The following is a 24974-nucleotide window of genomic DNA, read 5'->3' on the forward strand; positions in this document are numbered from 1 at the left end:
CTCCGCCGATGGTCGAGCGCTCACCTTAAGCGTCGCCATCGCGCGCCACTTCGTCCGGGTGGACTAAGGAGAGATCCGCTCCCCCGCCATGCCGCGGCTTAGTCCACCCGGACGAAGATCGGCATGCCGCTCGCCCGATACCGTCGGTGTCATGCACGCAACGCCGCACATGTCGCGCGGCACCGGCATGAAACAAGGAGACGAACGATGTTGACCCACTTGGAGCGGCTGGAGGCCGAAAGCATCCACATCATGCGCGAGGTGGTCGCGGAGAGCGAGAACCCGGTGATGCTGTACTCGATCGGCAAGGACAGCTCGGTCATGCTGCATCTCGCGATGAAGGCGTTCTACCCGGCGAAGCCGCCCTTTCCGCTGCTGCACGTCGATACGACCTGGAAATTCCGCGAGATGATCGCGTTTCGCGACGAGACGGCCGTGCGCCTCGGCCTCGACCTGCGCGTGCACATCAACCCTGACGGCGTCGCGAACGGCATCGATCCGTTCACGCACGGCTCGGCCGTGCACACCGACGTGTGGAAGACGCAGGGGCTCAAGCAGGCGCTCGATCACTACGGCTTCGACGCCGCGTTCGGCGGCGCCCGCCGCGACGAGGAGAAATCACGCGCAAAGGAACGCATCGTGTCGCTGCGCTCCGAGCAGCATCGCTGGGACCCGAAGCGCCAGCGCCCCGAGCTCTGGTCGCTGTACAACGCGCGCAAGCGCAAGGGCGAAAGCCTGCGCGTGTTCCCGATCTCGAACTGGACCGAGCTCGACATCTGGCAGTACATCCAGCTTCACGACATCCCGATCGTGCCGCTCTACTTCGCGAAGGAACGACCGGTGGTCGAGCGCGACGGCGCGCTGATCCTGGTCGACGACGAACGCCTGCCGCTGCGCGAAGGCGAAGTGCCGCAGATGCGCAAGGTGCGTTTTCGCACGCTCGGCTGCTATCCGCTGACGGGCGCGATCGACAGCGACGCGACCTCGCTCGACGACATCCTGCAGGAGATGCGCGAGACGCGCACGTCCGAACGGCAAGGACGACTGATCGACAGCGATTCGGCCGGTTCGATGGAAAAGAAGAAACAGGAGGGATATTTCTGATGGCACACGTTCTCACCGCGCCCGACACGCTCGCGCACCACGCACCCGATGCACGCGCCGCAGACGAAGCACGTGCACCAACCCAGGACCTGCTGCGCTTCATCACGTGCGGCAGCGTCGACGACGGCAAGAGCACGCTGATCGGCCGCCTGCTCTACGAATCGAACATGCTGTTCGACGACCAGCTCACGCAGCTCGAAGCCGATTCGAAGAAGGTCGGCACGCAGGGCGGCGAACTCGATTTCGCACTGCTCGTCGACGGCCTGTCGGCCGAGCGCGAGCAAGGGATCACGATCGACGTCGCGTACCGCTTCTTCGCGACCGCGCGACGCAAGTTCATCGTCGCCGATACGCCCGGCCACGAACAGTACACGCGCAACATGATCACCGGTGCATCGACCGCCGATCTCGCCGTGATCCTGATCGATGCGCGCAAGGGCGTACTCACGCAGACGCGCCGCCACAGTCATCTCGTCGCGCTGATCGGCATCAAGCGCGTGGTGCTCGCGATCAACAAGATGGACCTGGTCGACTACGACCGCGCCGTGTTCGAGCGCATCGACGCCGACTACCGTGCGTTCGCGGCCGAGCTCGGGCTGGCGGAGATCGTCAGCATCCCGATGTCGGCGCTGCGCGGCGACAACGTGATCGCGCCGAGCGCGCGGATGCCGTGGTACGCGGGCCCGGCGCTGATGCAGCATCTCGACACGCTGCCGCTCGCCGCACGCGTGACCAGCGACGAGCCGTTCCGGCTGCCGGTGCAGTGGGTCAACCGCCCGCACCTGAACTTCCGCGGTTACGCGGGCAGCATCGCATCGGGCGAGATCCGCGTCGGCGAGCGCGTGCGCGTGCTGCCGTCCGGCAAGGAGAGCCGCGTCGCGTCGGTGATCACGCAAGGCGGCGAAAGCGACATCGCGTGCGCCGGCGACGCGGTGACCCTCACGCTCGCCGACGAGATCGACATCAGCCGCGGCGACATGATCGCGCGCGCCGATGCGCCGCCCGAGGTGGCCGACCAGTTCGAGGCGACGCTCGTGTGGATGCACGACGCGCCGCTGCTGCCCGGCCGCCCGTATCTCGTGAAGCTCGGCACGCAGACGGTCGGCGCGACCTGCGCGACGCCGAAGTACAAGATCGACGTGAACACGCGCGAGCATCTCGCGGCGCGCACGCTCGCGCTCAACGAGATCGGCGTGTGCAACCTGAGCTTCGACCGGCCCGTCGCGTTCGATCCGTACGACCGCAACCGTCACACCGGGGGCTTCATCGTGATCGACCGCGTCACCAACGACACGGTCGGCGCCGGGATGCTGCACTTCGCGTTGCGCCGCGCGCACAACGTGCACTGGCAGGCCGTCGACGTCGACCGCGCCGCGCGTGCCGCGCAGAAGGCGCAGACGCCGCGCATCGTGTGGCTGACGGGCCTGTCGGGCGCCGGCAAGTCGACGATCGCGAATCTCGTCGAGAAGCGGCTGTATGCGCTCGGCAAGCATACGTACCTGCTCGACGGCGACAACGTGCGGCACGGGCTCAATCGCGATCTCGGCTTCACCGAGGCCGATCGCGTGGAGAACATCCGGCGCGTCGCCGAAGTCGCGCGGCTGATGCTCGACGCGGGGCTCGTCACGCTCGTGTCGTTCATCTCGCCGTTCCGCGCGGAGCGCGACATGGCGCGCGCGATGGTCGGCCCCGACGAGTTCGTCGAGGTGTTCGTCGACACGCCGCTCGCGGTGGCCGAGGAGCGCGATCCGAAGGGCCTGTACAAGAAGGCGCGGCGCGGCGAGCTGAAGCACTTCACGGGCATCGATTCGCCGTACGAGCCGCCCGCGCAGCCCGAACTGCGCGTCGACACGGTCGCCGAGTCGCCGGAAGAAGCGGCCGATCGCATCATCGCCTACCTGCTGCGCGAGCGCGCGGCGTAAGCGCGGCAAGCGGGCAGCCCGGCTGCTGCCGGCCTGCCCGCGTCGCCTACTCCGTTTGGATGACGCGGGCCGCCGGCCGGCCGGTATGCTGGTCCGGGAATCCTTCATCCCGACCAGGAGAACACGAGCATGCCCATCGCGCTGGCGCCCGGCGATCCGATTGCGCACGACGGTTTCGACGACGCGGCGTGGACGGCGCGCGAACTCAGCGCGTGGCTCGGGCTCGTCTATCAGGGCCCGTCGGAGCCGACCCCATGGGCCGGCTTCCTCGAAGCGGTCCGCGCGCGGCTCGACGCGAGCTTCACGACGCTGGTGCTGCGCAACCCCGGCGGCGCACGGCACGGGCTCATCATCAACGCGTCGGCACACGGCCCGCTGCTGCCCGGCGAGCCGTCGTACAGCGAGCAGTTCTACGCGCTGTGCCCGTTTCTCGATCAGCCGCCCGGCCAGGTCTTCACGGCCGACCGGCTGTTCGGCGAAACCGCGTGGCGCGCGCACGATTTCTACCGGCAGTACCTGCAGCCGCTCGACCTGCGCTACATCCTCGGCGCGAACCTGCGCGGCGAACGTGGCGTCGAATGCGCGTTCTTCGTGAGCCGCGCGCACGGCGGCCGCGATTTCGACGCGGCCGAGCGCGCACAGGTGGCGACGCTGCTGCCGCACCTGCAGCGGGCAGTCGAGCTGCACGCGGCGTTCGACGTGCTCGATGCCGAACGCGCGCTGTACGCGGGCACCGTCGACCGGCTCGACGTCGGCACCGCGATCGTCGACGAGGACGGCCGCGTGATCAAGCGCAACCGCATCGCCGAGCGGCTGATCGAGCAGCAGGACGGGCTGTGCGTGCGCCAGGAGCGGCTCCACGCATCGTGCCCGCTCGACGAGCGCCGGCTGCAGAAGGCGCTGCAGGCCGCGCTCGAGCATTTCCGTGCGGGCGCGCTTGCACGCATCGAAGCCACCACGCTGTCGCGCCCCGGCGGCGCGATGCCGCTGAGCGTGCTGCTGCGCCCGCTCGCACCCTACCGCGGCGCCGAGGACCGGCAGCACCGGCCGGCCGTCGCCGTGTTCGTCCGCGATCCGGCGTCGTCGCCGCAGACGTCGCGCGACATGCTGCACCGGTTGTTCCGCCTCACGCCGATGGAAACCGAAATCGCGCTGCTGCTCGTCGACGGGCTGACGCTCGACGAGGCGGCTGCCGCGACCGGCATCACGAAGAACACCGCGCGTGCGCACCTGCGCGGCATCTTCGCGAAAACGGGCGCGACGCGGCAGGCCGTGCTCGTGAAGACGTTGCTCAACAGCGTCGTGTCGATGGCGTAGCAGAGGCGAAGGCAGCCGCCGGACGGGCTGCCCCGCCGACGCCCCCGCGCGCAGTGCGGGCCGCGACCGAATCCGCGGCAATGGGCACCCGCCCATCTCATGTCATACGTCATCAGATATGAATAAGTCACCGATGCGCGTCATGAAATTCCCCAATATCCGGGTGATTTTCGGGTAAACCCGCGACGTCTTCATCGGCACTCAGGCGTACCATGTCATACGACGACATACTACACAAACCGCCCCCCCCCGGATGCCGACGCGGGCTACCGCCCCGTCCGCCGCCGCCCGACCGGAGACACGCTTGAACCCGCCCTCGCCCGCCCTGCCCGGACGCGACCCGCTCGCGTCCGCCGTCTCGAAAGTGAAGTGGCACGTGCTGCCGCTCGTGCTGATCATGTTCATCGCGAACTACATCGACCGCGTGAACGTCGGCTTCGTCGATCGCCACCTCGAGGCGTCGATCGGCATCGGCGCGGCCGCGTACGGCCTCGGTGCCGGGCTGTTCTTCGTCGGCTACGCGCTGTTCGAGGTACCGTCGAACCTGCTGATGCAGCGCTACGGCGCACGCATCTGGCTGGCCCGGATCATGGCGACGTGGGGCATCGTCGCGGCCGCGATGGCGTTCGTGTGGAACGATACGTCGTTCTACGCGCTGCGCTTTCTCCTCGGCGCGGCCGAGGCCGGCTTCTTCCCCGGCGTCGTGCTGTACCTGTCGCAATGGCTGCCGCCGCAGGAGCGCGGCAAGGCAATGGCGATCTTCCTCGGCGGTTCCGCGTTCGCGTCGGTGCTGTCCGGGCCCGTCACCGGTGCGCTGCTGTCGATCCGCGGTTTCGGCCTCGAAGGCTGGCAATGGATGTTCCTGATCGAAGGGCTGTTCTCGGTCGCGCTGTGCGGCGCGAGCTGGCTGCTGCTGAAATCGCACATCCGCGACGCGACGTGGCTCACGGCCGAAGAACGCACGGCGCTGCAGAACGCGCTCGACGACGAGCGCGCGATGCGCGACGTCCGCTCGAACGTGCCGGTGCGCGCCACCGCGCTGCTGCGCGACCCGCAGATCATGCTGTTCTGCTTCCTGTATTTTTCGATCCAGCTGACGATCTATGCGGCCACGTTCTGGCTGCCGACGATCATCCGCAAGATGGGCGGGCTCACCGATTTCCAGGTCGGCCTGTACAACACGATTCCGTGGATGATCGCGATCGGCGCGATGTACGGCTTCGCGGTGCTGTCGTCGAAGTGGAAGCATCCGCAGCGCTGGCTCGCGGTCGCGCTCGTGCTCGCCGCATGCGGGCTGTTCGCGTCGACGTCGCACGATCCGGTGTGGTCGTTCGCGTCGATCTGCTTCGCCGCGCTCGGCTTCAAGGCCGCATCGTCGCTGTTCTGGCCGATCCCGCAGGGCTATCTCGACACGCGCGTGGCCGCGGCCGTGATCGCGCTGATCAACTCGGTCGGCAACCTCGGCGGCTTCGTCGCACCGACGGCCTTCGGCTATCTGAAGCAACATACGGGTTCGATCACGGGCGGGCTGTATGCGCTCGCGGTCGCTTCGCTCGTCGCCGCGGTCGCCGCGCTGTTCGCACGCACCCACCGGCGCAGCGATCCGCCGCGCGGCCTGCCGGCCGACGAATCCTTCACGAACGCTGCGATGCTCCGCCATGCCGAACACTGACCGCCTGACCGTCGTCGTCTCGAATGCCGCCGACGGCGACCTCGCCACCTTCTCGCTCGCGGCCGACGGCGCGCTTGCGCCGCTCACCCGCTATCCCGCGGCCGACGTCGCGATGCCGATCGCCGTGCCGGCCGACCGAGCGCGGCTCTACGTCGCGACGCGCGGCGAACAACCGACGATCGTCGCGTTCCGCGTCGTGCCGGCCACCGGCGCGCTCGTGCGCATCGGCACCACCGCGATCGACGCGAGCCATGCGTACCTGTCGCTCGACCGCAGCGGCCGCTGGCTGCTTGGCGCATCCTACGGCGGAAATTCGCTGAGCCTCTACGACGCCGCGCGCGTGCGCGACGGCGACGGCACGCCGCTGCAGGTCACGGGCGGCATCGCGAACGCGCACGCGGTGATCGTGTCGCCGGACAACCGTTTCGCGTACGTCAGTTCGCTCGGCTCGGATCGCGTGTTCAGCTTCGCGCTCGTCGAGGACGCAGCCGGCCTGCGTGCGCACGAACACGGCGAAACGCGCGTGCCGGCCGGGTTCGGCCCGCGTCACCTGCAATTCACGGATGACGGCCGCACGCTCGTTTGCGTCAGCGAATTCCAGGCCACGCTCGCGACGTTCGCGCGCGATCCTGAAACCGGGCGGCTCGGCGATGCGCATGTGAGCGCGCGCCATCCGGCCGTCGCAGAACTCGCGCAAGGCCATGCGCGGCCGCCCGCGCCCGCCGAACCGTCCGTCTGGGCCGCCGACCTCCACCTGACGCCCGACGAGCGTTTCGCCTACGTCAGCGAACGCACGTCGAGCCGCCTGCTCTGCTATCGCCGCACCGAGGACGGCACGTTCGAACCCGCGCACGCGACCGCCACCGAAACGCAGCCGCGCGGGTTCGCAATCGACCCGTCGGGACGCTGGGTCGTCGCCTGCGGCGAACAGTCGGAATATGTGTCGGTGTATGCGATCGCGCCGGACGACGGCGCACTGTCGCCGCACGCGCGCGTGCCGGGCGGACGCGGGGCGAACTGGGTCGCGATCGTCTGAAGCCGTGACACGCGGCGCATGACGCGGCAGGCCCGCCACGCAGGCCGGCGCGTAACCGCGTTCAGCGCCGCTCACTCGGCGCGACGCCCGTCCAGCGCTTGAACGCCCGCGTGAAATTGGCGCGATCCGTGTAGCCGACGCGCGCGGCGATCTCGTCGACCGGCAGCCGCGTGCCTTCAAGCAACCGCAGTGCGTCGCGCAACCGGATTTCGTCGAGCAGCGTCGAATAGGTCGCGCCGTACTCGGCGAGCTTGCGCTTGAGCGTCCGCGCCGACACATGCAGCTCGCGCGCGACGTCGTCGACCGACGGATAGCCGCCTTCGCCGCAGATGAGCAGGTTGCGCACGCGCTCGACGATGCTTTCCGCATAGCCGAGCCGCGCGAGTTCGGCCTCGCACTGCTGCACGATCATCTGCGCGGTGTGTGCGTTCGCGGTGCCGATCGGTTCGTCGAGCAACGCGGCGTCGCAGCGGATGCGGTTCGCGCTCGCGTCGAAATGGCAGCGCGGCAGCCGCGCGCGATAACGCTCGAACCACGGCGGCTCCGGCCACTCGAAATGGAGTTCGGCACGCGACTGCAGCGTGCGCCCCGGCACCGGATACAGCAGCGAATTGAACAGGATCGCCGTCTCGACCAGGAAGTTCTCGACCGCGAACTGCCGCAGCCGGCCGAGCGGAAACGCTTCGAACACGTCGATGTCGACGATCCCGTCGAGCTGCGCGAGCCGCACCGAAAAGAACGGCACGCGCGTCGGCAGGTAGCGGATGCCGAGCGAGATCGCCTCGCCGAGCGTCGCGCAGCTCATCAGCCCGAAGCCGATCAGTCCCGCTTTCGTCAGGCTGCTGCGCAGGCCGATCTCGATCGCGATCGACGGATCGTCCGTCGCGTCGAGCAGGTTGAACACGATCGCCGCCTGCTGCAGCGGCGTGATGCGCGCATCGGGCTGCGCGAGCCGGTCGCGCTCGACGCCCGAGCCGGCCAGCACGCGGCCGCCGTCGATGCCGCGCTCCTCGGCCAGCATCAGCATGAACAGCGCATACGCGGACGACACCGTCGCCTTGTTCAGCTGGCGCGCGGCATCCGGGACGGACAGGACCATGCGGCGGACTCCGGAGCGGTTTCGGCGGATTGTAGCGTCGCTGGCCCGCAATGACACCGGGGCGAGACTCTAGCCGCGCCGGCCGGCCATCGTGGCCCGAAATGACACCACCATTGGCACCCGCGGCCCTCGCGTGCGGCCCGGTGCGCGCCTATGCTTGTCACATCGGCATTGCGCCCCACCCTTTCCGCAGGAATCCCGGTCGATGAGCCAACCCGCACGAACCGCCTTTCGCAACGACGCGGACAAGGTCGCGTACGTCCGCCGCGAGGTCAACGCCGCGAGCGACGCGATCCGCGCGCGCTTTCCGCTGCTCGACAACCAGAACCTCGTCGGCGCGACCGTGATGGCCGTCTCCGTGAGCGCGATGCTCGCGATCGCGTGGCTCTATGCGCGCGGATCGATCGCGTGGTACGTCGCGCTGCCGCTCGCCGCGTTCGTCACGTCGCTGATCCACGAGCTCGAGCACGACCTGATCCACCTGATGTACTTCAAGAAGACGCCGTGGGCCTATCACCTGATGATGGCGCTGTGCTGGCTCACGCGGCCCGGCACGATCAACCCGTGGACGCGGCGGCGCATGCACCTGCATCACCACAAGGTGTCGGGCGGCGAATCGGATCTCGAGGAATTCGGCATCACGAACGGCGAGCGCTGGGGCGTGAAGCGCCTGCTGATGATCGCGGACGGCATGCTCGCCGTCGTGCTGCGGCCCACCGCGATGCGCCGCAAGGTGAAGCAGTACGTGGCCGCGCAGCCGGTGCAGGATCCGTCCGAGCGCCTGCAGTTACGCGTCGAGCAGGTGTCGTCGTACATGCCGGTCGGTCACGTGTATTACGTGCTGTGGCACGCGTTCATCGTCTATCACGTCGGCGTGTTCGCACTGCGCGCGTTCGGGTACCCGGTGACGGTGCCGGCCATGGTCGAGCGCGTGATGAGCGTCGTCGATTTCCTGGCCGTGGTGTGGCTCGGGCCGAACTTCGTGCGCAGCTTCTGCATCAACTTCGTCAGCTCGAACATGCATTACTTCGGCGACATCGACTCGCGCAACGTGATCCAGCAGACGCAGGTGCTCAACCCGTGGTGGATGCTGCCGTTCCAGCTGTTCTGCTTCAACTTCGGCAGCACGCATGCGATCCATCACTTCGTGGTGCGCGACCCGTTCTACATCCGCCAGCTGACCGCGCGCCCCGCGCATGCGGCGCTGCGTGAAGTCGGCGTACGCTTCAACGACGTCGGCACGTTCGCGCGGGCGAATCGCTGGGGCGGCTATCGTCCGGCGCGCGGTACGCGCCAGGCTGCGGCCGACGCGTAACGCACCGCCTCAACCGTCGATCGGCGGCATCGGCCCTTGCCCGCGGATCCACGACCAGTTCGCAAGCTCGGCCATTTCCTTGTCACCGCGGCTGTCGCCATACGCGAACAACTGTTTCGGCGGCCGGTTGCCCCACCATCCGCGCAACCGCACGACCTTCTGCGGCCCCCAGCAGTTCTCGCCGTCGAGCCGGCCGGCGAAGGCGCCGCGCTCGAACGCCAGCCGCGTCGCGAGCACCGCATCGAAGCCGGCCGTCTTCGCCCACTTCTCCAGATACAGCGACGGCGACGCGCTCACCAGCACGACTTCGTGCCCGCGTGCCCGATGCTCGCGGATGCGTTCGAGCATTTCCGGGCGCACGAGGCTCGGCAGATAGGTATCGACGAACGTGCGCGCCTGCGCATCGAGCGCATCCTCGCGCACCGGCCCGAACGCGAACGATGCGAATTTCGCTTTCGCGTCGCCCCGCGACAGCAGCCCGGCCTTCATCGCAATGATCCACGGCAGCGCGCGCAATCCGGCCCACGCGAAGCGCGGCGTGCCGACCGCGTAGCGGACGAAATGGCGAAAGCTGTCGGTCGTCGTGATGGTGCCGTCGAAATCGAATGCGGCAACGATGCGGTCAGTCATGGAGAATCGGCGGGAAAGCGATGAGATGCCCGGGAAGATAGCAGACTCGCGCCGGTGCACGTGAAATGGCGTGATGCGGCGTAACCGGTGCAGCGAACACGCGCGCCTCGGCGCGCGTGCTCATGCGGTGCGTGCCGTGTGCTCAGCGCTGCGGCCGCGCCGCCAATGCCGCCGGCAGCACGACATTCATCAGGTGATCGGCGCGCGACAGCAGATCGGTCACGCGCTCGTCGAGCCCGCGCAATTGCGCGGGTTGCATGCGGATCTGCTGCACGGCCTGCCCGACGATGTTGCGGCGGTCGAACAGCGTGCGCTCGACACCCGCATCGTCCGGCGCGCGCACGACGTCCGACACCGCACTCAGCGCCGCAAGCAGAACCACGAGGTTTTCTTCCGCGTGGCGGACCTTCGCGGCGAGTGCTTCGGTACGACGCGGGAAGAAGCCGAGCGACTGCTTGAGCGCCCCGATCGCCGCACGGTAGTCGACATGGCCCGTCGCCGCGCCGAACCAGCGTTCGAACATGCCGGCCTTGCGTGTCGCCTGCGCGAGCATGCCGGCCATCATGTCGGCCGCGCCGAGTTCGTTGAATTCGCGCGTCGTGGCCGCAACGGCTTCGACGAGGTTGCCCGCCGTCTCCAGCGCGCCGTCACCGATCGTCGCGATCGTCGCGAGCTTGAGCGGCACCAGTTGCCGGATGTGCCGCTCGATGCGCGGTGCGTAGTCGGGATAGAGATTCGGGAAGCTGGCCTGCGCGGCGCGGAAGCACGCTTCGAGCTGCGGATGGTTCGATTCGCCGAACACCGCGCGGCCGACCGCCTCGGCCGGCGCCGTGCGCACGGCCTTGCCGGATGCGGGCGCAGGCTCGGGCCCGAAGTCGAGCGCCTGCGGCGCGGGCCGCTCGGGACCGCGCGCAACCGGCGCCGCGGCCGCGGGCGGCGCGTCGAACGCAAGACGCCCGGGCGTGCGCTCGGGCGTCGTATCGAACTCGAGCCGCTTCGGCTCGTCGGACGGATTCGTCATCGCTGCTTCCTGCCCGGCGCGGCGGTGTCCCGCCGGCCGGGCTGCCGCCAGTCAGACCGCGCCGCCGTACGCGCGCACGAAGTCGCCCAGGCCACGGTTGTAGCCGGCGCCGACCGCCTTGAACATGAAGTGGCCGTCGCGGCGATAGAAGCTGCCGACCTGCACCGACGTCTCCATCGAGAAGTCCTCCTCGAGCGCGTACTTCGCGATCACCGCGCCCGACACTTCGTCGGCGATCTGGATGTAGCTGTTGCGCACCTGGCCGAAATTCTGGCGACGCGCTTCGGCCTGGTCGATCGTCACGACCACCGAGATTTCCTCGACGTCGGCCGCGAGCTTCGTCATGTCGATGAAGATCACCTCGTCGTCGCCGTCGCCGCTGCCCGTGCGGTTGTCGCCGCTATGCACGACACCCAGGCACTTCGACGCGGGCATCCCGCGCTTCGGGAAATCGTCGCCCGGCTGGATGAAGGTGTCCTTGCGCTCCATCGTGCGCACTTCGCTGTTGTAGAACACGAAGTGCTGATCCGAGATCAGCTTCGGATTGCTCTGCGCGTCGTACTTGCACAGGAACACCGACACGTCGAGATCGAAGTCCGTACCCGTGTCCGTCGCGTTCGCATCCCAACCGAGACCGATGCGGAACTTCTGCGTGCCGGGCGCTTCCTTCGACAGGTTGACGCGACCGCCTTTCGACAAATTGATCATCTGAACCTCTTCTGCTGGAACCGCCGTTGTGCCGGCGGCAATACCGGGCCGCCCTGCGCGGCCCCTCGTTGATGATGTTCGACCCGCGCGTGACGCGGGGTCACTCGCCCGCCACGGCAGTCCGGTCTTCCTTGCGTTGCACGACGATCGACGACCACACGGCCGCCGCGATCATCGCCGCACCGACCAGGCCCGTGATGACCTCGGGCACCTCGAACTTCACGCCGAGGAACATGATCGTTGCGAGCGCACCGATTGCCCAGAATGCGCCGTGTTCGAGATAGCGGTATTGCGCGAGCGTGCCCTTCTTCAGCAGCACGAGCGTCATCTCCCGGATATAGGCCGCGCCGACGCCGAGGCCCAGCGCGATCAGGAAGATGTTGTTCGACAGCGCGAAGGCACCGATCACGCCGTCGAAGCTGAACGACGAATCGAGCACTTCGAGATACATGAACCCCGCGACGCCTTCGCGCACCACGCGCGTACCCGTCTCCTCGCCGCCGATCAGGTCGCCGATGCCGTGCGCGATCACGAAGCTGATCACGCCGAACGCCCCCGCGAGCAGGAAGGCCACCTGCTCGGCCGCCGGCACGTAGAGCGACGCGACGATGATGATGGCGAGCGTCAGCGCCACTTCCAGCGCCGTGATGCGGCCGAGGTGGCTCATCGGGCCTTCCAGGAAGCCGATCCAGTGCTCGTCCTTCTCGGTGTCGAGCATGAACTTGAAGAACACCATCAGCAGGAACGCGCCGCCGAATGCGGATACCTGATGATGCGCGGACGTGAGGATCGACGCGTACTGCGCCGGCGACTCGATCGCGAGCTTCAGCGCGTCCCACATGCCGATGTGGCCGATCACCGCGACGATCAGCAGCGGGAACACGAGCCGCATGCCGAACACGGCGACCGGCAGGCCGAACACCATGAAGCGGTTGCGCCACTTCTCCGACCAGTTCTTGAGGACCGATGCATTGACGACCGCGTTGTCGAGCGACAACGAGATTTCGAGCACCGACAGGACCGCGACGATCAGCATGTCCTTCACGCCGCCGAGGAGATAGGCCGCGATCAGCGCGAGCACCGTGAGCGACAATGGGATCTTGAAGTCTTTCAACATGATGGGGTAATCGAGTTCAGAAAAAGGGGCAGGCGGGACGCGCTTACTTCGCGCGCACCCAGTCGCAGAATTCCTGCGTGATCAGTTGTTCGTAGATCTGTTCGTCGCTGACGTCGAGCGATTCGAGATGCAGGAAGCCGACGTTCGGCATCTCGTCCGCGACTTCCGCGAGGAAGTCGAATTCGCTCGGATCGCCGACGCCGACGAGCGACCAGTACAGCGGGTAGTGCTGCGACTCGGCGAGCAGCTGGCGCACGCGCTTGCGGTCGTTCTTCGGGTTCTGGCCGTCGGTGACGAACAGCACCCATGCGGGCAGGTGGCCGTTCGCCGGCGCGGTGGCGGCCGGCGCGGGCGTCTCGTCCGCACCGCCGAACAGCCGGCTCAGGAAGCCGCGCTTCTCTTCGCGCTTCGACGACGGCTCCGGCGCACGGAAGAAGAAGTCGACGATGTCGTTCATCACCGGCGCGTACTGCGTGCCGCCCCACTTGTCGATCCGCGCGTTGAGCACATGATCGGAAATGTACGAGCCGTAGTTGTCCGGCGTCGCGGTCGGCAGGCGGTCGTAGCCTTCGGTGAAGGTCCACGTATCGACTTCGCCGTTGTCGTCGAACTTCAGTGCAATGCCGAGAATCCGGTCGTGCGTGTCCTGGATCACGCCCGACTGGTACAGCGGCTTCGCGGAGCCGGAGATGTCGAGCGCCGCGCCGACGCGCACGACGGGCGGCTTCAGGATCTGGCGTTTTTCGAGGACGATCGCGACCTTCGCCGCGCGTTTCTCAAGCGTAATCATGCGGTGTTCTCTCGGTTCTTTCAGTTGTGCTTCGGAGCGAATCGGGTGATCAGGTCCTGTTCGAGCTGGCGCAGGCGCGGTGCGTCCTGCTCACGCTGGCGCTTGCCGTCGGCGATGATCTGCGTGATGTCGTCGAATGCGCCGAACAGCTGCTGCTGCGCGTATTCGAACGTGTCGGTCGAGATCACCGGGCGCTGGCCGAGCTTCGCGACTTCCTGCGCGTTCTGGCGGTTCAGGTCGGCCTGCGCGCGGATCGCCTCGTCGGCCGCGTCGTACGTCGCATTGGCGAGCGCCGCCGCGCGCTTCGTGCTGAGCTGCTCGAGGTAGAGCGCGAACGCGTTGGTCCACGCGGGGATCAGCACGGTCTTGATCGTCATGAACTTCGACGTCAGCGTGCGTTTCTGATCCTGCTCCATCCGGATTTGCGGCGCGAGCTGTTTCGACATCAGCATCGCGCGGTCGAGGTCGTCGAGCTTGCTTTCGAGCGCGTCGACCTTGCGCTTCACGTCGAGCAGGCGCTGTGCGGCGAACGCGTCGTCCACCGGTTGCTGGCCGGCCGCGAGATGCGCCCGCAGCGTCGCGAGCGCCGTTTCGCCGTGCGCCTTCGACTGCGCGAGTTCCTGGTGCAGCGCGTAGTTGTCGTTGTACATCCGCTCGAGCTCGTCGATGCCGGCCTTCTGGCGCTGCGCATGGTTCTCGAGCTCGACGACGAGCGTGTCCATCCGCTTGCTCACCGACTCGTATTGCGACAGCAGCTTCTCCTTGGTCGAGCGGAACAGCCGCGTGACCTGCGTGAGCAGCCCGCCCTTGTCTGCGCCGCGCGGGTCGAGCCCCTTGGCGGTCGCGATCAGTTCGTTGAGCTTGTCGCCGAACTGGTCGGCATCGGACGCGCGGACGCTCGCGAGAATCTGCTGCGAGAAGGCCGCGATCCGCGTGCCCTGCGTCGCGCCGAGCTGGTCGATCTCGTCGACGGTGATCAGGCGGACGTTCTCCGCCGGGCGTGCAGCCGGCATGGCAACGGCGGCGGCAGGCATGACGGCGGATGACGAAGACGGGGTGGAAGGACGATCGCTGACCGCATCGGAGTTCTTGTCGTCGAATAGCGGTTTCATGTGGCTACCACGTTTCCTTTTCTGCTTTCTGCTGCGTGTTGTCATGCGCGTGAGGCGCGCATCCGCGATTACCGCCGTGCTCTCTCACGGGCGGCAGACGGACAATAAGGGCGACGACGCGGTGCGTCAAGAGATGCGAATCTTTCAACATCCATACGCTTTGTAATGTATGCGATGGAAGTCTCGATACGGCTCCGGATGACGTGAGGACAAATGCCTTGATGGAGCGTGAATCCGGATTTCTCGGGAAACGTAGGCAGCGAGTAATAGAAAGTGTTTTGAAAGAAATAGCCTCTTTCCATTCCACTGATTGTTACAGATTGCTTAATGCGGCGAGAACCATTGTCGCGATGCATCGGGCGGCGGTGAGTCCGCCGAAGCCAGTCATGCAGACACGCAATGCATTGCGACAATCGTCCTGTGGCGGGTTTTACTCCGAATAGCCCTGCGACGCCGTACTTGCGTCATGCCGACGGCCCCACCACGGCAAGTACGCATTGTTTCCACCGCGTGCGCGGAACCAGTTCTTGCCGGTGTCGATCGGTGTCAGCTTCGACGGTGCGATCACTACCACCGCCGTCGGATGCTCGGTGTCGGTCGTTCCCGCCACGAGCACGTTTCCGCCGAGGTGATTCGCGCGGCCGATCGCCAGCGCGACATCGGTCAAGGCCGCGCCGGCGCCCATGTCACCGAGCAATGCCGATGTATTGAAGGTCTGTGCGTGGAGGTCATATCCCGGCCGCACCTCGGCCAGTGATCGCGACAGCACGGCGGCCCTTGTCGACGCGGCATCGCTGCCCTTGCCTGCGTCGTGAATGACGTAATTCAGTGACGAGGCCGTGACGCCTGCGTTGCTCGCCGCCGCGTCGATCGTCGACGCCCATGCCTGCACCACGCGGCTCGTGCCTTGCTTCGTCTCGAAATCGCCGACATTGCTTCGTGCAGCCTTGCCGATCCACGCCAGTGGTTCGCGCTCGGTGTTCAGATTCGGGCCGGCGAGGAACAGCAACACCATGTTCTCGTTGATCTGTCCGTCTTTCGGCGGAAAATTCGGTGCGTCCCAGTTCATCACCCAGACGCTTTTGTCGGGGTGAGCAGCCAGATAGTCCAGCGCGGCGTTCAGCGACGTGAAACCAGCGTTGCCTTGACCTGACGTCACGTGCACATCGGGTGGCGTATCGTGGCTCCAGAGATTTTTTGCGTACGGGTTGCCGATTTCGAAGATGGTGACAACGCGATCCTGCAAATAAGCCGCTGCCAGTTCAGGGTTCAACCGATCGCCGGGAACTGCCAACTCGACGTGGATGCCAGCCAGTTCTCTCCAGTTCCACCGCCAGCGCGGGCTGACGGTATAGAAGTAGTCGCCGTTCAAAAAATAGCGCGTGCGAAAAAGCACCAGGAGTTTGTCGACATACTTTTCATAGAACCCGGAAAACGACTCACGGCCCCGGTTACCATCCGCAACGATGGATATCGGTTCCAAGGTCGTGTATTTCGCGGGTTTGGTCCGCACCATGTCGTCGTCGCTGTTCGGCTTGACCAGCCCGAGCGTCCACAGCAATTGCCACTCGGTCGGATAGTCACGTCGTTGCAGCGGATTGAGCCATGCAAGTCCGACGACCTGGGCAACGAAGGGCGCTGAGGACTCGCCCTCGACGGCTTGCGTCGATGCGGCGTTCATCTCCGCACGCACCGGCAAGACCAACAGGATTGTCGCCGCCGCGATCACAACGGATCCGACGTGTCTGACAAGAGTGAGACGGGACATGCATATTCCTAATCAAGCTGGTCAGCAATGCGTTGGCTGTCGACCAGCAGGCACCGGAGCCCGGCCGGAACCGGAACCCGCGTCTTCATTCCCAATGGCGAGCACGTCGTGACAACCGTCCCAACGACTCATTCCCGCCCGGACGACGCCAGACTCGAAATCAGCGTCGCGCCACACGAAGTCTTGTGACCATCGAACGCCGCGGGTTTTCCGTCGACGATCACCTGCGGATCGCCTTCGGCGATAAAGCAGGCCTGATGCCCCGAGATCGGGCAGACGCACGTGTCGCCGAGCCGGGCGACCGGCCGCCCCATCACTTCACTGACCGCGCTGCCGGTCACGACCTGGCCGCCGTGGCTCGTCGCGTCGCCGACCCGAATGATTCCGCGCATGCGGGCTCCTTATTCCGAATAGCCCTGCGATGCCTGACGCGCATCGTGACGGCGGCCCCACCACGGCAAGTACGCGTTGTTTTCACCGCGTGCACGGAACCAGTTCTTGCCCGCGTCGATCGGCGTCAGCTTCGACGGTGCGACCACCACCACCGCGGTCGGATGCTCGGTGTCGGTCGTTCCAGCTACGAGCACGTTTCCGCCGAGGTGATTCGCGCGGCCGATCGCCAGAACCACATCAGTCAATGCCGCGCCGGCACCCATGTCGCCGAGCAGCGCCGCCGTGTTGAAGGTTTGCGTACGGAAGTCGTATTCCGGCAGCACTTCCGTCAGCGTTTGCGACAGTGATGCAATCCGCGTCGATGCGGCGTCGCTGCCCTTTCCTGCATCGTGCACGACGTAATTCAACGACGACACGGGTACGCCCGCATTGCTCGCCGCCGTATCGATCGTCGATTTCCAAGCCTGTACCGCGCGGCTGGCGCCTTGCTTTGCCTCGAAATCCTTGACGTTGCTTCGGGCAGCCTTGCCGATCCATGCCAGCGGCTCACGCTCGGTCTTCAGATCCGGGCCGGCGAGGAACAGCACTGCCATGTTCTCGTTGATCTGTTCGTCCTGCGGCGGGAAGCTCGGCGCGTCCCAGTTCATCACCCATGCGCTTTTGTCCGGGTGCGCGGCCAGATAGTCCAGTGCCGCGTTCAGCGACGTGAAGCCGGCGTTACCTTGACCTGACGTCACGTTCACATCGGGCGGCGTATCACGGCTCCATAAATTTTTTGCGGACGGATTCCCAATTTCGAAAATATTAACAATCTGGCCTCGCAAATGTGATGCCGCAAACGCAGGATTGAGTCGGCCAGCGGGAATTGCCAGCTCAACATGCATTCCAGCCAGCTCCCTCCACTTTCTCTGATCATTCGAGCTAACCGTATAAAAGTAATCTTCATTCGTAAAATATCGCGTACGAAAAAGTATCAGCAGCTCATTGACGTATTTTTTATAGAATCCGGAAAATGATTCACGCCCCCAACGACCGTCAGCCACGATGGAAATCGGCTGTAACGTAGAATATTTTTTCGGATTGGTCCGAACCATATCATCGTTGACATTCGGCTTTACCAAGCCCAGCGTCCACAATATTTGCCACTCCGTGGGGTAATCCCTGCGCTGCAGCGGGTTCATCCAGCCAAGCCCGACGACCTGAGCGACGAACGGTTTGGATGCCCCTGCTCCGACAACCGGAATTGCCTTCTCGTTCGATGAGGCAGCAACTGCGCGTGGCCCTGCAATCACCGTTGCAAATGCAAATACCATGATTGCCACAAGTCCCGGAACCAATACTAAACGCTTCATCAGAGTTCCCATACTTAACGATGCTCCTGTCGCCCCATCAGACGAAACCAATATCAAGAATGACGCTCCCAACGCAAGAAGCATCGCAGCGACGGCAATTCCAAATCGGCGCGGCCAGGTAGCAATGACCGACCTCATAAAATGCCCCCGATCTTCAGGAAAAGTCCACCATCTCTTTCATCATGTATCTTGGACGGCATTTTTGCGTACTCTTCGGTAGCGATCCAGTCCCGCAAAAACAATCTATTACACTTCCCGGTTGAAATATATTCCGCCATCTGACCGTTTGGATTGCTACCATCACCGCTATCGTCACCATCGTCGACATCATCACTGCCATCGTCACTGCCATCACCGCCGTCATCATCACCCAGGCCCTTTACGAACCTCCAATCAGCCTGAATTCTGAATTCCTCCAAATCCGCCGCAGTCAAATAGCAAAGTCCAATGGCCACATCGTAAGCCAACGCCTTTTCAGCGTGGTCCTTGTTGGTCATGATGGTCGAATGATTGGTGGGGTTATTCTTGTCCCCGCCGTTCAGAATCTCGAATATCTCCTTGTTCCGCCATTCGGTATATTCAGCGCTCGCTGCGTCCGGATCGTCCTCTCCGACCACCTTTCCGTCCTTGTCGACCCAGCGGCGATTCCCCGATCTCCGCGCCTCCATCCGCAGAATGGAATGATCCTCGTATCGCTGCGCAGCCTCGGATAATGCGTCACCCTTCGCTTTCAGCGGGTCGCCCTCGGCCGTCGCAAATTTTTCTGACTTTTCGTCGAAGTTGTCGTACGGATCGTCATCCCGCTTGTCCTTCTTGCCGGCATCGCGGCCGGCGGACGGCGGATCGTAGCCCTCGTTGAAATCTGCTCCTTCGAGCAGATTCCCGTCCGCATCGCACGCGCCCGATGCTTTGCCGTAGCGCAACGCCTTTGGAAAGAAGCGCGTTTCCTTGTCGAGCATCGGTGCCGTAATCGGGATTTCCCATCCCTCCGGCGGCAGGGCATTGACCTCCATGTGCGACAAGTTGAACAGGTAGAGGGGCGGGCTCGTTACAAACGTGACAAACTTCGCGAGCCAACCTTCATTGGAATGCATGCCTCGCGCAAAACCGTACCGCGCGGGCGGTGACGGCGGATACCAAAACCCCTCCGTCTTGTTCTTGCTGCTACGCCAGTCATTCTCCCAATACTGGTATATCTTCTTGTCACCGCCGACCTCGAAATTCGACGCGAATACGCGTTGCGAGAAAACACCCCACGCGTTCGTCGCACTGATCTCTTCGATACTCATGCCGCGCCAGCCGATCCCCTGAACGGGCAGCGCGGAAATGACCTGATCATGCGGGCAGCAATACAGTGTCACTCTCCCGTAGGTGTTCTTCTGGTACAACCCGTGCGCCTCCCGGTCTTTGGCAGCGCTATACGGCTTCCCCCCGTTCTTCGACGGTCTTGCGTTTTCCATTGCCCGATCGAGATCCTCCGCAGGCATCTCCAGATCGGCCCGAGCGCGCAGGATATCGAAGTACTCCCTCAGTGTTTCCGTGCGCGCAACATAGGTCTCGCGCCCCACATGCCCGTTCTTGTCGCGTACCCCGCGCTGTGCCCAGGTGTCGGTGAAGTTGCTCTCCACGAGGCTGTACGGCGGATTGGCGAGAACATAGGTGTCCGCGACGCAGCGTCCTTTCTTGCCCAACCGGTCCTTCACCTCGGGCAACCGGTCGCCGAGAAATGCGGCGGCGAGACCGATCATGTTGCCCTGGCTGTGGCACACGATCGTGATCGGCACGTCGGCCTGGCGCTTGCGGATCGATTCGACCAGGCGCGCCAGCCGCATTGCACCCAGCACGCCATAGGTACGCGGCGGCGTCGAATAGATCTTGCGATTGCCGACCGAGTTCATGTGCTGGACGGTCAGCCACAGAAAAAGCCGGTCGTGCAGCCCGTCATTCCACAGATCCGGCAGGCTCGAACACCCACCCGCGAACGGCCCGCCCCCCCAGTAGTTCTTCTCGTTGAGCATGATCTTGTCGCCATACTCTTTCAGCTCCTCGGCATTCGCGGCATAACCCCACCGGAAATGAATGACGGGCGAAAAGGACGGATCGGGCTTGATGTACGTCTTCGACGACATTTCCGGATTCAGGAATCCGTCAGACGTCAGGCTTTCGATATAACTGACCGGCGTCATCTGCCCGGCCACCGGCCCAAAATGGAACAGTTGATCGTCATACCGCCCCATGCGCCGGTTCAATCCAGCGCACAGCCCTTTCTCGGCGTCCTTGAACCATTCGCCCTCCGAATTCACCCCGTGAACGAAAATGACGACGCCCGGCAGCGGCATCTGCATCACGCATTGGAGGTCGTTCCGATTGAACAGCGTCGTCCCCGTTCCACCACCCACCGCCATCTTCGACGGGTCGTCCGGGTTCTGCGAAAAGTTGTAGTTGAACATGTTGTTTTTCTTGAAGACTCAGCTCAGGTTCTCGACTTGAAGAAGCGCACCGCCAATTGTTCGAACTGATCGCTGCTGACCGGCGCCAGCTTGCCTTGCTCGTCGGTCTTCCCCTTGATCAACTCGCCCGATGCCTTGCGCACCTCGGCTTCCATCCCTTCGACCGGCTGCCCGTCGGTCGCCCGAACCAGCTTCGGCACCCGCCCCAGCGAACCTTGGTCGAACTTCGGGAAATCGGTGCTCATGCTCGCCGGCCCGGCCCACGTATGCGACGCGGACTTGACGGTGAAACTCCCCGGACACCCGAGCTCGATATCTCCGCCCTGCAGCTTCAGATACGCGCCGCCCGACGTCACGAACACGACCTGCTCGCTGGCCATGCCCGCGAGCTTTCCGCCCCCCGCTGTCATCTGGATGTTTTTCGCGGAATCGATCTGCGTATCGTCGTTCTGGCTCTGCAGCGCTACCTTCCCCTGGTTCGCGATCGCCGAGACCCCTTCGCTGTGCGCGAACATCGCCACGCCATGGCCGGCCTGCAGGTTGATCCGCTGTCCGCTCGTGTACTGCAGGTGATTCTGCGCGACGATATCGACATTGCCGCCCGCATGGGTCGTGACGGTCTTCGGCGTCGCGATGCTGATCCCGGCCGGCGCAGTGATGCCGATCGCCGCCATCGCCGCACCCGACGATTCGCCGCCACCGGCGGCTTCCCCGTTCGGCCAGCCTTTCACCGTGGTCATCAGCGCGTCGTGCGGCTGCGTATCGGGCGCCACGCCCTGATGCTGGCCCGCATAGTCGCCAAGACTCTTGAACAGCTCGACGCATTCCTGCATCAGTTGCAGATACTCGTCCCGCGCCAGGTGGCCGTCGCTCGCGCGCAGCCGTTCCCAGGCCGAGATCAGCATCGCCTTGCCGCTGCGAATCGCCACGTGCGCATCGCTGCGCAACTCGGCGCCCTCGCCGCGCGCCGTACCCTGGCCGTTGTCGCGCGGCTGCGTCAGATAGCCGAGGTTCAGCTGGCTATGCGCATGCTCGCTCGCCAGCTGGCTGCTGATCTGCCCCGGCGTATCGTCGAAGCGGATCTGGTTGTACCGCTGCCCCTTGATTTCCTTCGTCTTCGTGCCGGACAGATAACGGTTGCCCGGCAGCGCGCCGGTGTGGCTGAAGGTCGCCGGCATGTTGGGCCCGTTGGCCAGCACGCCCATCACGACGAGCCGATCCGGATCGCCGCCGATATGGCCGATCAGCACCTCCATGCCGACGCGCGGCAAGGTATTCGCGCCGAAGCTCGGCCCGGCGAGCGCGCAGGCGACACGCACCGGCGCGCTGTCGGTCGGCGTGCCGCTCGTGCCGGCGCCCTGCGCATGCGCGTGATCGTCTGCGTTCAGCCCCTGGATCTGCACCCGGATACGGCCCATTTCATCGCAGAACACCTCTTCCCCGTCGGGGCCGACGACGACGGCCGTCATCGGATGCACGGCCGGCAGGTCGACATGGGGATCGTAGGCCGGGGTCAGCGGCACGCCGCGTCGTACGCACGAGAACGTGTTCTCGTAGCGCCTGTCGTTTTCATCGCCCGGCGTGCTGCTCACGTCGGTCGGCACCGCGTTGAACAGCACGCGGCTTGCCGCGAACAGCGACTGTGCGCGCTCGTTCAGTTCCTTCGGGAGGTTGTTCCGTACACGGTGATGAAGCGACGTGACGACGAACTGCCGCTGCTCGGCCGGCAATGTGTCGAGCTGCGGATGCTCGGCAAGCGCAAACCAGTGGCCGACGGCCAGATCGCGCACATTGCTCACGCCGTCGACGGATTCCGCGCGCAGTTCGTGCGCAAGCATGCGGTCCTTGCCGATCCGGTCGAGATCGGACGACGAATTTCCCGCGTGCGGAATATCGATGACGCTGTCGGCCAGCAAACGCCCGAGATCGTTGCCGCCGTCGCCCTGGTCGACGATCGTCGCCTGTTCGGTTTGCGACATCCGGCCGGTCTTGTAATCCCATGTCGGCCGGACGATCTTGCCGGGGATCAGGCTGCGGCTCGTCGCCCACAGCGTGATCGAGTCGCGCTCTTCGGTGGCGGCATCGCGGTGATAGCGAACGGTACCGGCAATCGTCTCGGGCAACTTCATCGAATCGTCGGCAAAGACCAGCGTATGAACCGGCGTGTCGTTCACGTTGCCGTTCGCCCGCTCGCCGGCCTTGCCTGCCTTGACGAAGACGGTCGCACCGTCGCGCCGCAGCAGCCGCCGGATGAAGTGCGCGTCCGACTCGTTGACCTGTCGCGTGAGTTCACGCGCCGGGTAACGTTCACCTTGCAGGCCGGACAGGTCGAATTCGAATGCGCCCGCCAGCGCCGAGCTGCGCTGGCGCCACTCCTGGAGCAGCACGCCGAGGATGTCGGGCAGGTTCTTGGTGCGGAACAGTCGTGAATTGGTTCGCCGCTCCATCACCGACAGCACGTCGCGAATCGTCAACTGGTAGCAGGTGAGCGAACCGTCCGACTGTCCGGTGCGGACGTCGGTGACGATGCCGTTGATGGTATGGAGACGCCCGCGATCAGTCGTCATCTCGACGGAAACCGGTAGCCCGATGAAGCTGCGGATCGGGAGATCGGCCCGCGCGGACACGCAGGTCAGATGCCCCTCGATGCCCGTCATCAACCCTTCCCGGATATCGGCATACTGGAGCGCAAGCACCTGCTCGAGCGTCTTCTGGGCAGGCCCCCAGTTCATGCGAACCGGTCGATTGTTCTGATCGACCACCCCGGACGCAAATGTGCGTAGCAATTCGGCTGTATTCACAGCGTGACTCTCAGGATCTTGTTTTACTTCGTTGTTCACCGGGAAATCACGCCCGCTGGTCCGTCCTGGGAGTGCCGCCCGCCTGTTTTTTCGCGAGCATATCAAATTTGTCAGGCGAGTGACGAAATTTTGAAAGGTTTTATAGCGCTTTGTGTAATGCTTCTAACCAGATTTAAAATTTCACAATCTTTCGAATTGATCGCGCCTCGTCCGGCGACGCCCGATCGTCGTCATGGCGTCGCTCAGGCAGGCACTTGCCGCATGCCTAGCCGCGGCAACACGAACGGCACCGAGCGGTCACGAATCGTGAAATCCCACCGTCCTTCGATGTCCACGAACGTCGCGCTGAAATGCCGGTCGTCGGCCCACGTCATGTCGTCCAGATGGCACGACGCGTACATCGCGCCGACCGTGCGCCGCGCGAGTTCCTTCAACGGATCCTTCGACACGAGCGTGAACGTGACGGCCTCCTCGAACAGGCAGTCGTAGTCGGTGACGAGCAGATAGGCGGCCGGCGTCTCGAACTGGCGAAGCAGCACATAGCCGGAAACGGTGAGGCCGCAACGTTCGCCGTTCACGAGCACATGGGTGCGTGACGGCCACGTTTCATACGGACCGTCGTGCGTTTCGAGCGTGAAGCGCTCGATCGGCTTCATCGCCGGGCCAGTTGGTGGAGGTCTTGTTCCCGAAGCATCGCCGCGTCAGTTCGCGGCCTTGCGATACAGCGCGACGTAGCCCGCGAGCATCAGCAGCAGCGACCCGCTGACACGGTTCAGCCACTTCTCCCCAGCGGCCTTCCACACGCGCACCGAATGCACGCCGAGCAGTGCATAGCCGGTCATCCCGATAACGTCGATCGCCACGATCGTCGCCGCGAGGATCGCGTACTGCGGCGCGATCGCATGCGACCGGTCGACGAACTGCGGCAGCAGCGCGGACATGAACAGGTAGTACTTCGGGTTGCTCATCGCGACGAAAAAGCTCTTCAGGAACGCGGTCCGGCGATCGGGCGTCGCGTGATCGAGCGCCTGCGCAGCGGCGGAACCGCCGGATGACAGCAGCATCCGTACGCCGACATAGGCGAGCCACGCCGCGCCGGCCAGCTTCAGCGTGACGAATGCCGTTTCCGACGCGTCGAGCAGCATCCCGAGACCGCACCCGACCAGCGCAACGAGTACGACATCGGCCGTGACGGCCCCCAGCATGCCGACCATCGCGTGACGCAACCCGTACCGCGAGCCGTTGCTCATCGCGAGCAACACCGTCGGGCCGGGCGTCGCGACGCCGACGGACAGGATCAGGGCAAAAGCGAGCAAGGCGGACAGCGACATGGCGGGGCGTTCCTGTTGAACGAAGGGCAGGAAAAT

Annotated in this window: 20 protein-coding genes; 6 read left to right on the plus strand and 14 right to left on the minus strand. The window is 64.9% G+C overall.

Features of this window, described 5'->3' with window-relative positions; translation table 11 throughout:
* The first annotated feature begins 123 nt into the window (after positions 1-123).
* The 5 genes from cysD to CFB82_RS12490 all read left to right on the plus strand — a co-directional run bounded on the left by cysD (position 124) and on the right by CFB82_RS12490 (position 7051).
* Positions 124-1104 (plus strand): sulfate adenylyltransferase subunit CysD, encoded by a 981-nt coding sequence (cysD, locus tag CFB82_RS12465; RefSeq protein ID WP_174945523.1) that lies wholly within the window; start codon positions 124-126, stop codon positions 1102-1104.
* Positions 1104-3026 carry a sulfate adenylyltransferase subunit CysN gene (cysN, locus tag CFB82_RS12470; RefSeq protein WP_089484299.1) on the plus strand — a complete coding sequence of 641 codons (1923 nt, stop codon included), beginning with the start codon at positions 1104-1106 and terminating at the stop codon, positions 3024-3026. The genes cysD and cysN overlap by 1 nt, the downstream gene beginning before the upstream one ends.
* Positions 3027-3155: 129 nt before the next feature.
* Positions 3156-4343 carry a helix-turn-helix transcriptional regulator gene (locus CFB82_RS12475; RefSeq protein ID WP_089484300.1) on the plus strand — a complete coding sequence of 396 codons (1188 nt, stop codon included), beginning with the start codon at positions 3156-3158 and terminating at the stop codon, positions 4341-4343.
* 304 nt (positions 4344-4647) lie between these two features.
* Positions 4648-6015 carry an MFS transporter gene (locus CFB82_RS12485; RefSeq protein ID WP_089484302.1) on the plus strand — a complete coding sequence of 456 codons (1368 nt, stop codon included), beginning with the start codon at positions 4648-4650 and terminating at the stop codon, positions 6013-6015.
* Positions 6002-7051, plus strand: a complete 1050-nt coding sequence (locus CFB82_RS12490) for a lactonase family protein (protein ID WP_089484303.1) — start codon at positions 6002-6004, stop codon at positions 7049-7051. Before CFB82_RS12485 ends, CFB82_RS12490 begins: the two co-directional genes overlap by 14 nt.
* Before the next feature lie 61 nt (positions 7052-7112).
* Here the strand turns inward: CFB82_RS12490 and CFB82_RS12495 are convergent, their stop codons facing one another.
* Positions 7113-8150, minus strand: a complete 1038-nt coding sequence (locus CFB82_RS12495; RefSeq protein WP_069248416.1) for an AraC family transcriptional regulator — start codon at positions 8148-8150, stop codon at positions 7113-7115.
* Between the two features lie 205 nt (positions 8151-8355).
* Between CFB82_RS12495 and CFB82_RS12500 the strand changes: the two genes are divergently transcribed.
* The gene (locus tag CFB82_RS12500; RefSeq protein WP_089484304.1) at positions 8356-9465 is read left to right on the plus strand and encodes a fatty acid desaturase; all 1110 of its coding nucleotides are present in this window, start codon (positions 8356-8358) and stop codon (positions 9463-9465) included.
* A gap of 9 nt (positions 9466-9474) precedes the next feature.
* Here the strand turns inward: CFB82_RS12500 and CFB82_RS12505 are convergent, their stop codons facing one another.
* The 13 genes from CFB82_RS12505 to CFB82_RS12565 all read right to left on the minus strand — a co-directional run bounded on the left by CFB82_RS12505 (position 9475) and on the right by CFB82_RS12565 (position 24938).
* The gene (locus CFB82_RS12505) at positions 9475-10095 is read right to left on the minus strand and encodes an HAD family hydrolase (protein WP_089484305.1); all 621 of its coding nucleotides are present in this window, start codon (positions 10093-10095) and stop codon (positions 9475-9477) included.
* Between the two features lie 142 nt (positions 10096-10237).
* Positions 10238-11116 carry a hypothetical protein gene (locus tag CFB82_RS12510; protein ID WP_089484306.1) on the minus strand — a complete coding sequence of 293 codons (879 nt, stop codon included), beginning with the start codon at positions 11114-11116 and terminating at the stop codon, positions 10238-10240.
* 51 nt (positions 11117-11167) lie between these two features.
* Positions 11168-11824 (minus strand): TerD family protein, encoded by a 657-nt coding sequence (locus tag CFB82_RS12515; RefSeq protein WP_039369378.1) that lies wholly within the window; start codon positions 11822-11824, stop codon positions 11168-11170.
* 100 nt (positions 11825-11924) lie between these two features.
* Positions 11925-12941 (minus strand): DUF475 domain-containing protein, encoded by a 1017-nt coding sequence (locus tag CFB82_RS12520; protein WP_089445994.1) that lies wholly within the window; start codon positions 12939-12941, stop codon positions 11925-11927.
* Positions 12942-12984: 43 nt separating this feature from the next.
* The gene (locus CFB82_RS12525; protein ID WP_089484307.1) at positions 12985-13731 is read right to left on the minus strand and encodes a VWA domain-containing protein; all 747 of its coding nucleotides are present in this window, start codon (positions 13729-13731) and stop codon (positions 12985-12987) included.
* Between the two features lie 20 nt (positions 13732-13751).
* Positions 13752-14843 (minus strand): toxic anion resistance protein, encoded by a 1092-nt coding sequence (locus CFB82_RS12530; RefSeq protein ID WP_089484308.1) that lies wholly within the window; start codon positions 14841-14843, stop codon positions 13752-13754.
* A 430-nt stretch (positions 14844-15273) separates the two neighbouring features.
* Positions 15274-16611 (minus strand): virulence factor, encoded by a 1338-nt coding sequence (locus CFB82_RS12535; RefSeq protein WP_089484309.1) that lies wholly within the window; start codon positions 16609-16611, stop codon positions 15274-15276.
* Between the two features lie 128 nt (positions 16612-16739).
* A complete protein-coding gene (locus CFB82_RS12540; RefSeq protein ID WP_011352637.1) occupies positions 16740-17003 on the minus strand; it encodes a PAAR domain-containing protein in 264 nt (87 codons plus the stop codon).
* A 9-nt stretch (positions 17004-17012) separates the two neighbouring features.
* Positions 17013-18494, minus strand: coding sequence for a virulence factor (locus CFB82_RS12545; protein ID WP_174945521.1), 1482 nt, complete (start codon positions 18492-18494; stop codon positions 17013-17015).
* Positions 18491-20806, minus strand: a complete 2316-nt coding sequence (locus tag CFB82_RS12550) for a T6SS effector phospholipase Tle3 domain-containing protein (protein WP_089484311.1) — start codon at positions 20804-20806, stop codon at positions 18491-18493. Before CFB82_RS12550 ends, CFB82_RS12545 begins: the two co-directional genes overlap by 4 nt.
* A 23-nt stretch (positions 20807-20829) precedes the next feature.
* A complete protein-coding gene (locus CFB82_RS12555; RefSeq protein WP_089484312.1) occupies positions 20830-23607 on the minus strand; it encodes a type VI secretion system Vgr family protein in 2778 nt (925 codons plus the stop codon).
* A gap of 242 nt (positions 23608-23849) precedes the next feature.
* Positions 23850-24263: a hypothetical protein gene (locus CFB82_RS12560; protein WP_089484313.1), complete on the minus strand. Its 414-nt coding sequence runs from the start codon at positions 24261-24263 to the stop codon at positions 23850-23852.
* 45 nt (positions 24264-24308) lie between these two features.
* Complete coding sequence (locus tag CFB82_RS12565) at positions 24309-24938, minus strand: LysE family translocator (protein WP_069248425.1); 630 nt, start codon at positions 24936-24938, stop codon at positions 24309-24311.
* Positions 24939-24974: the final 36 nt, after the last annotated feature.

The organism is Burkholderia sp. HI2714 (genome assembly GCF_002223085.1).
Classification (GTDB): domain Bacteria; phylum Pseudomonadota; class Gammaproteobacteria; order Burkholderiales; family Burkholderiaceae; genus Burkholderia; species Burkholderia lata_D.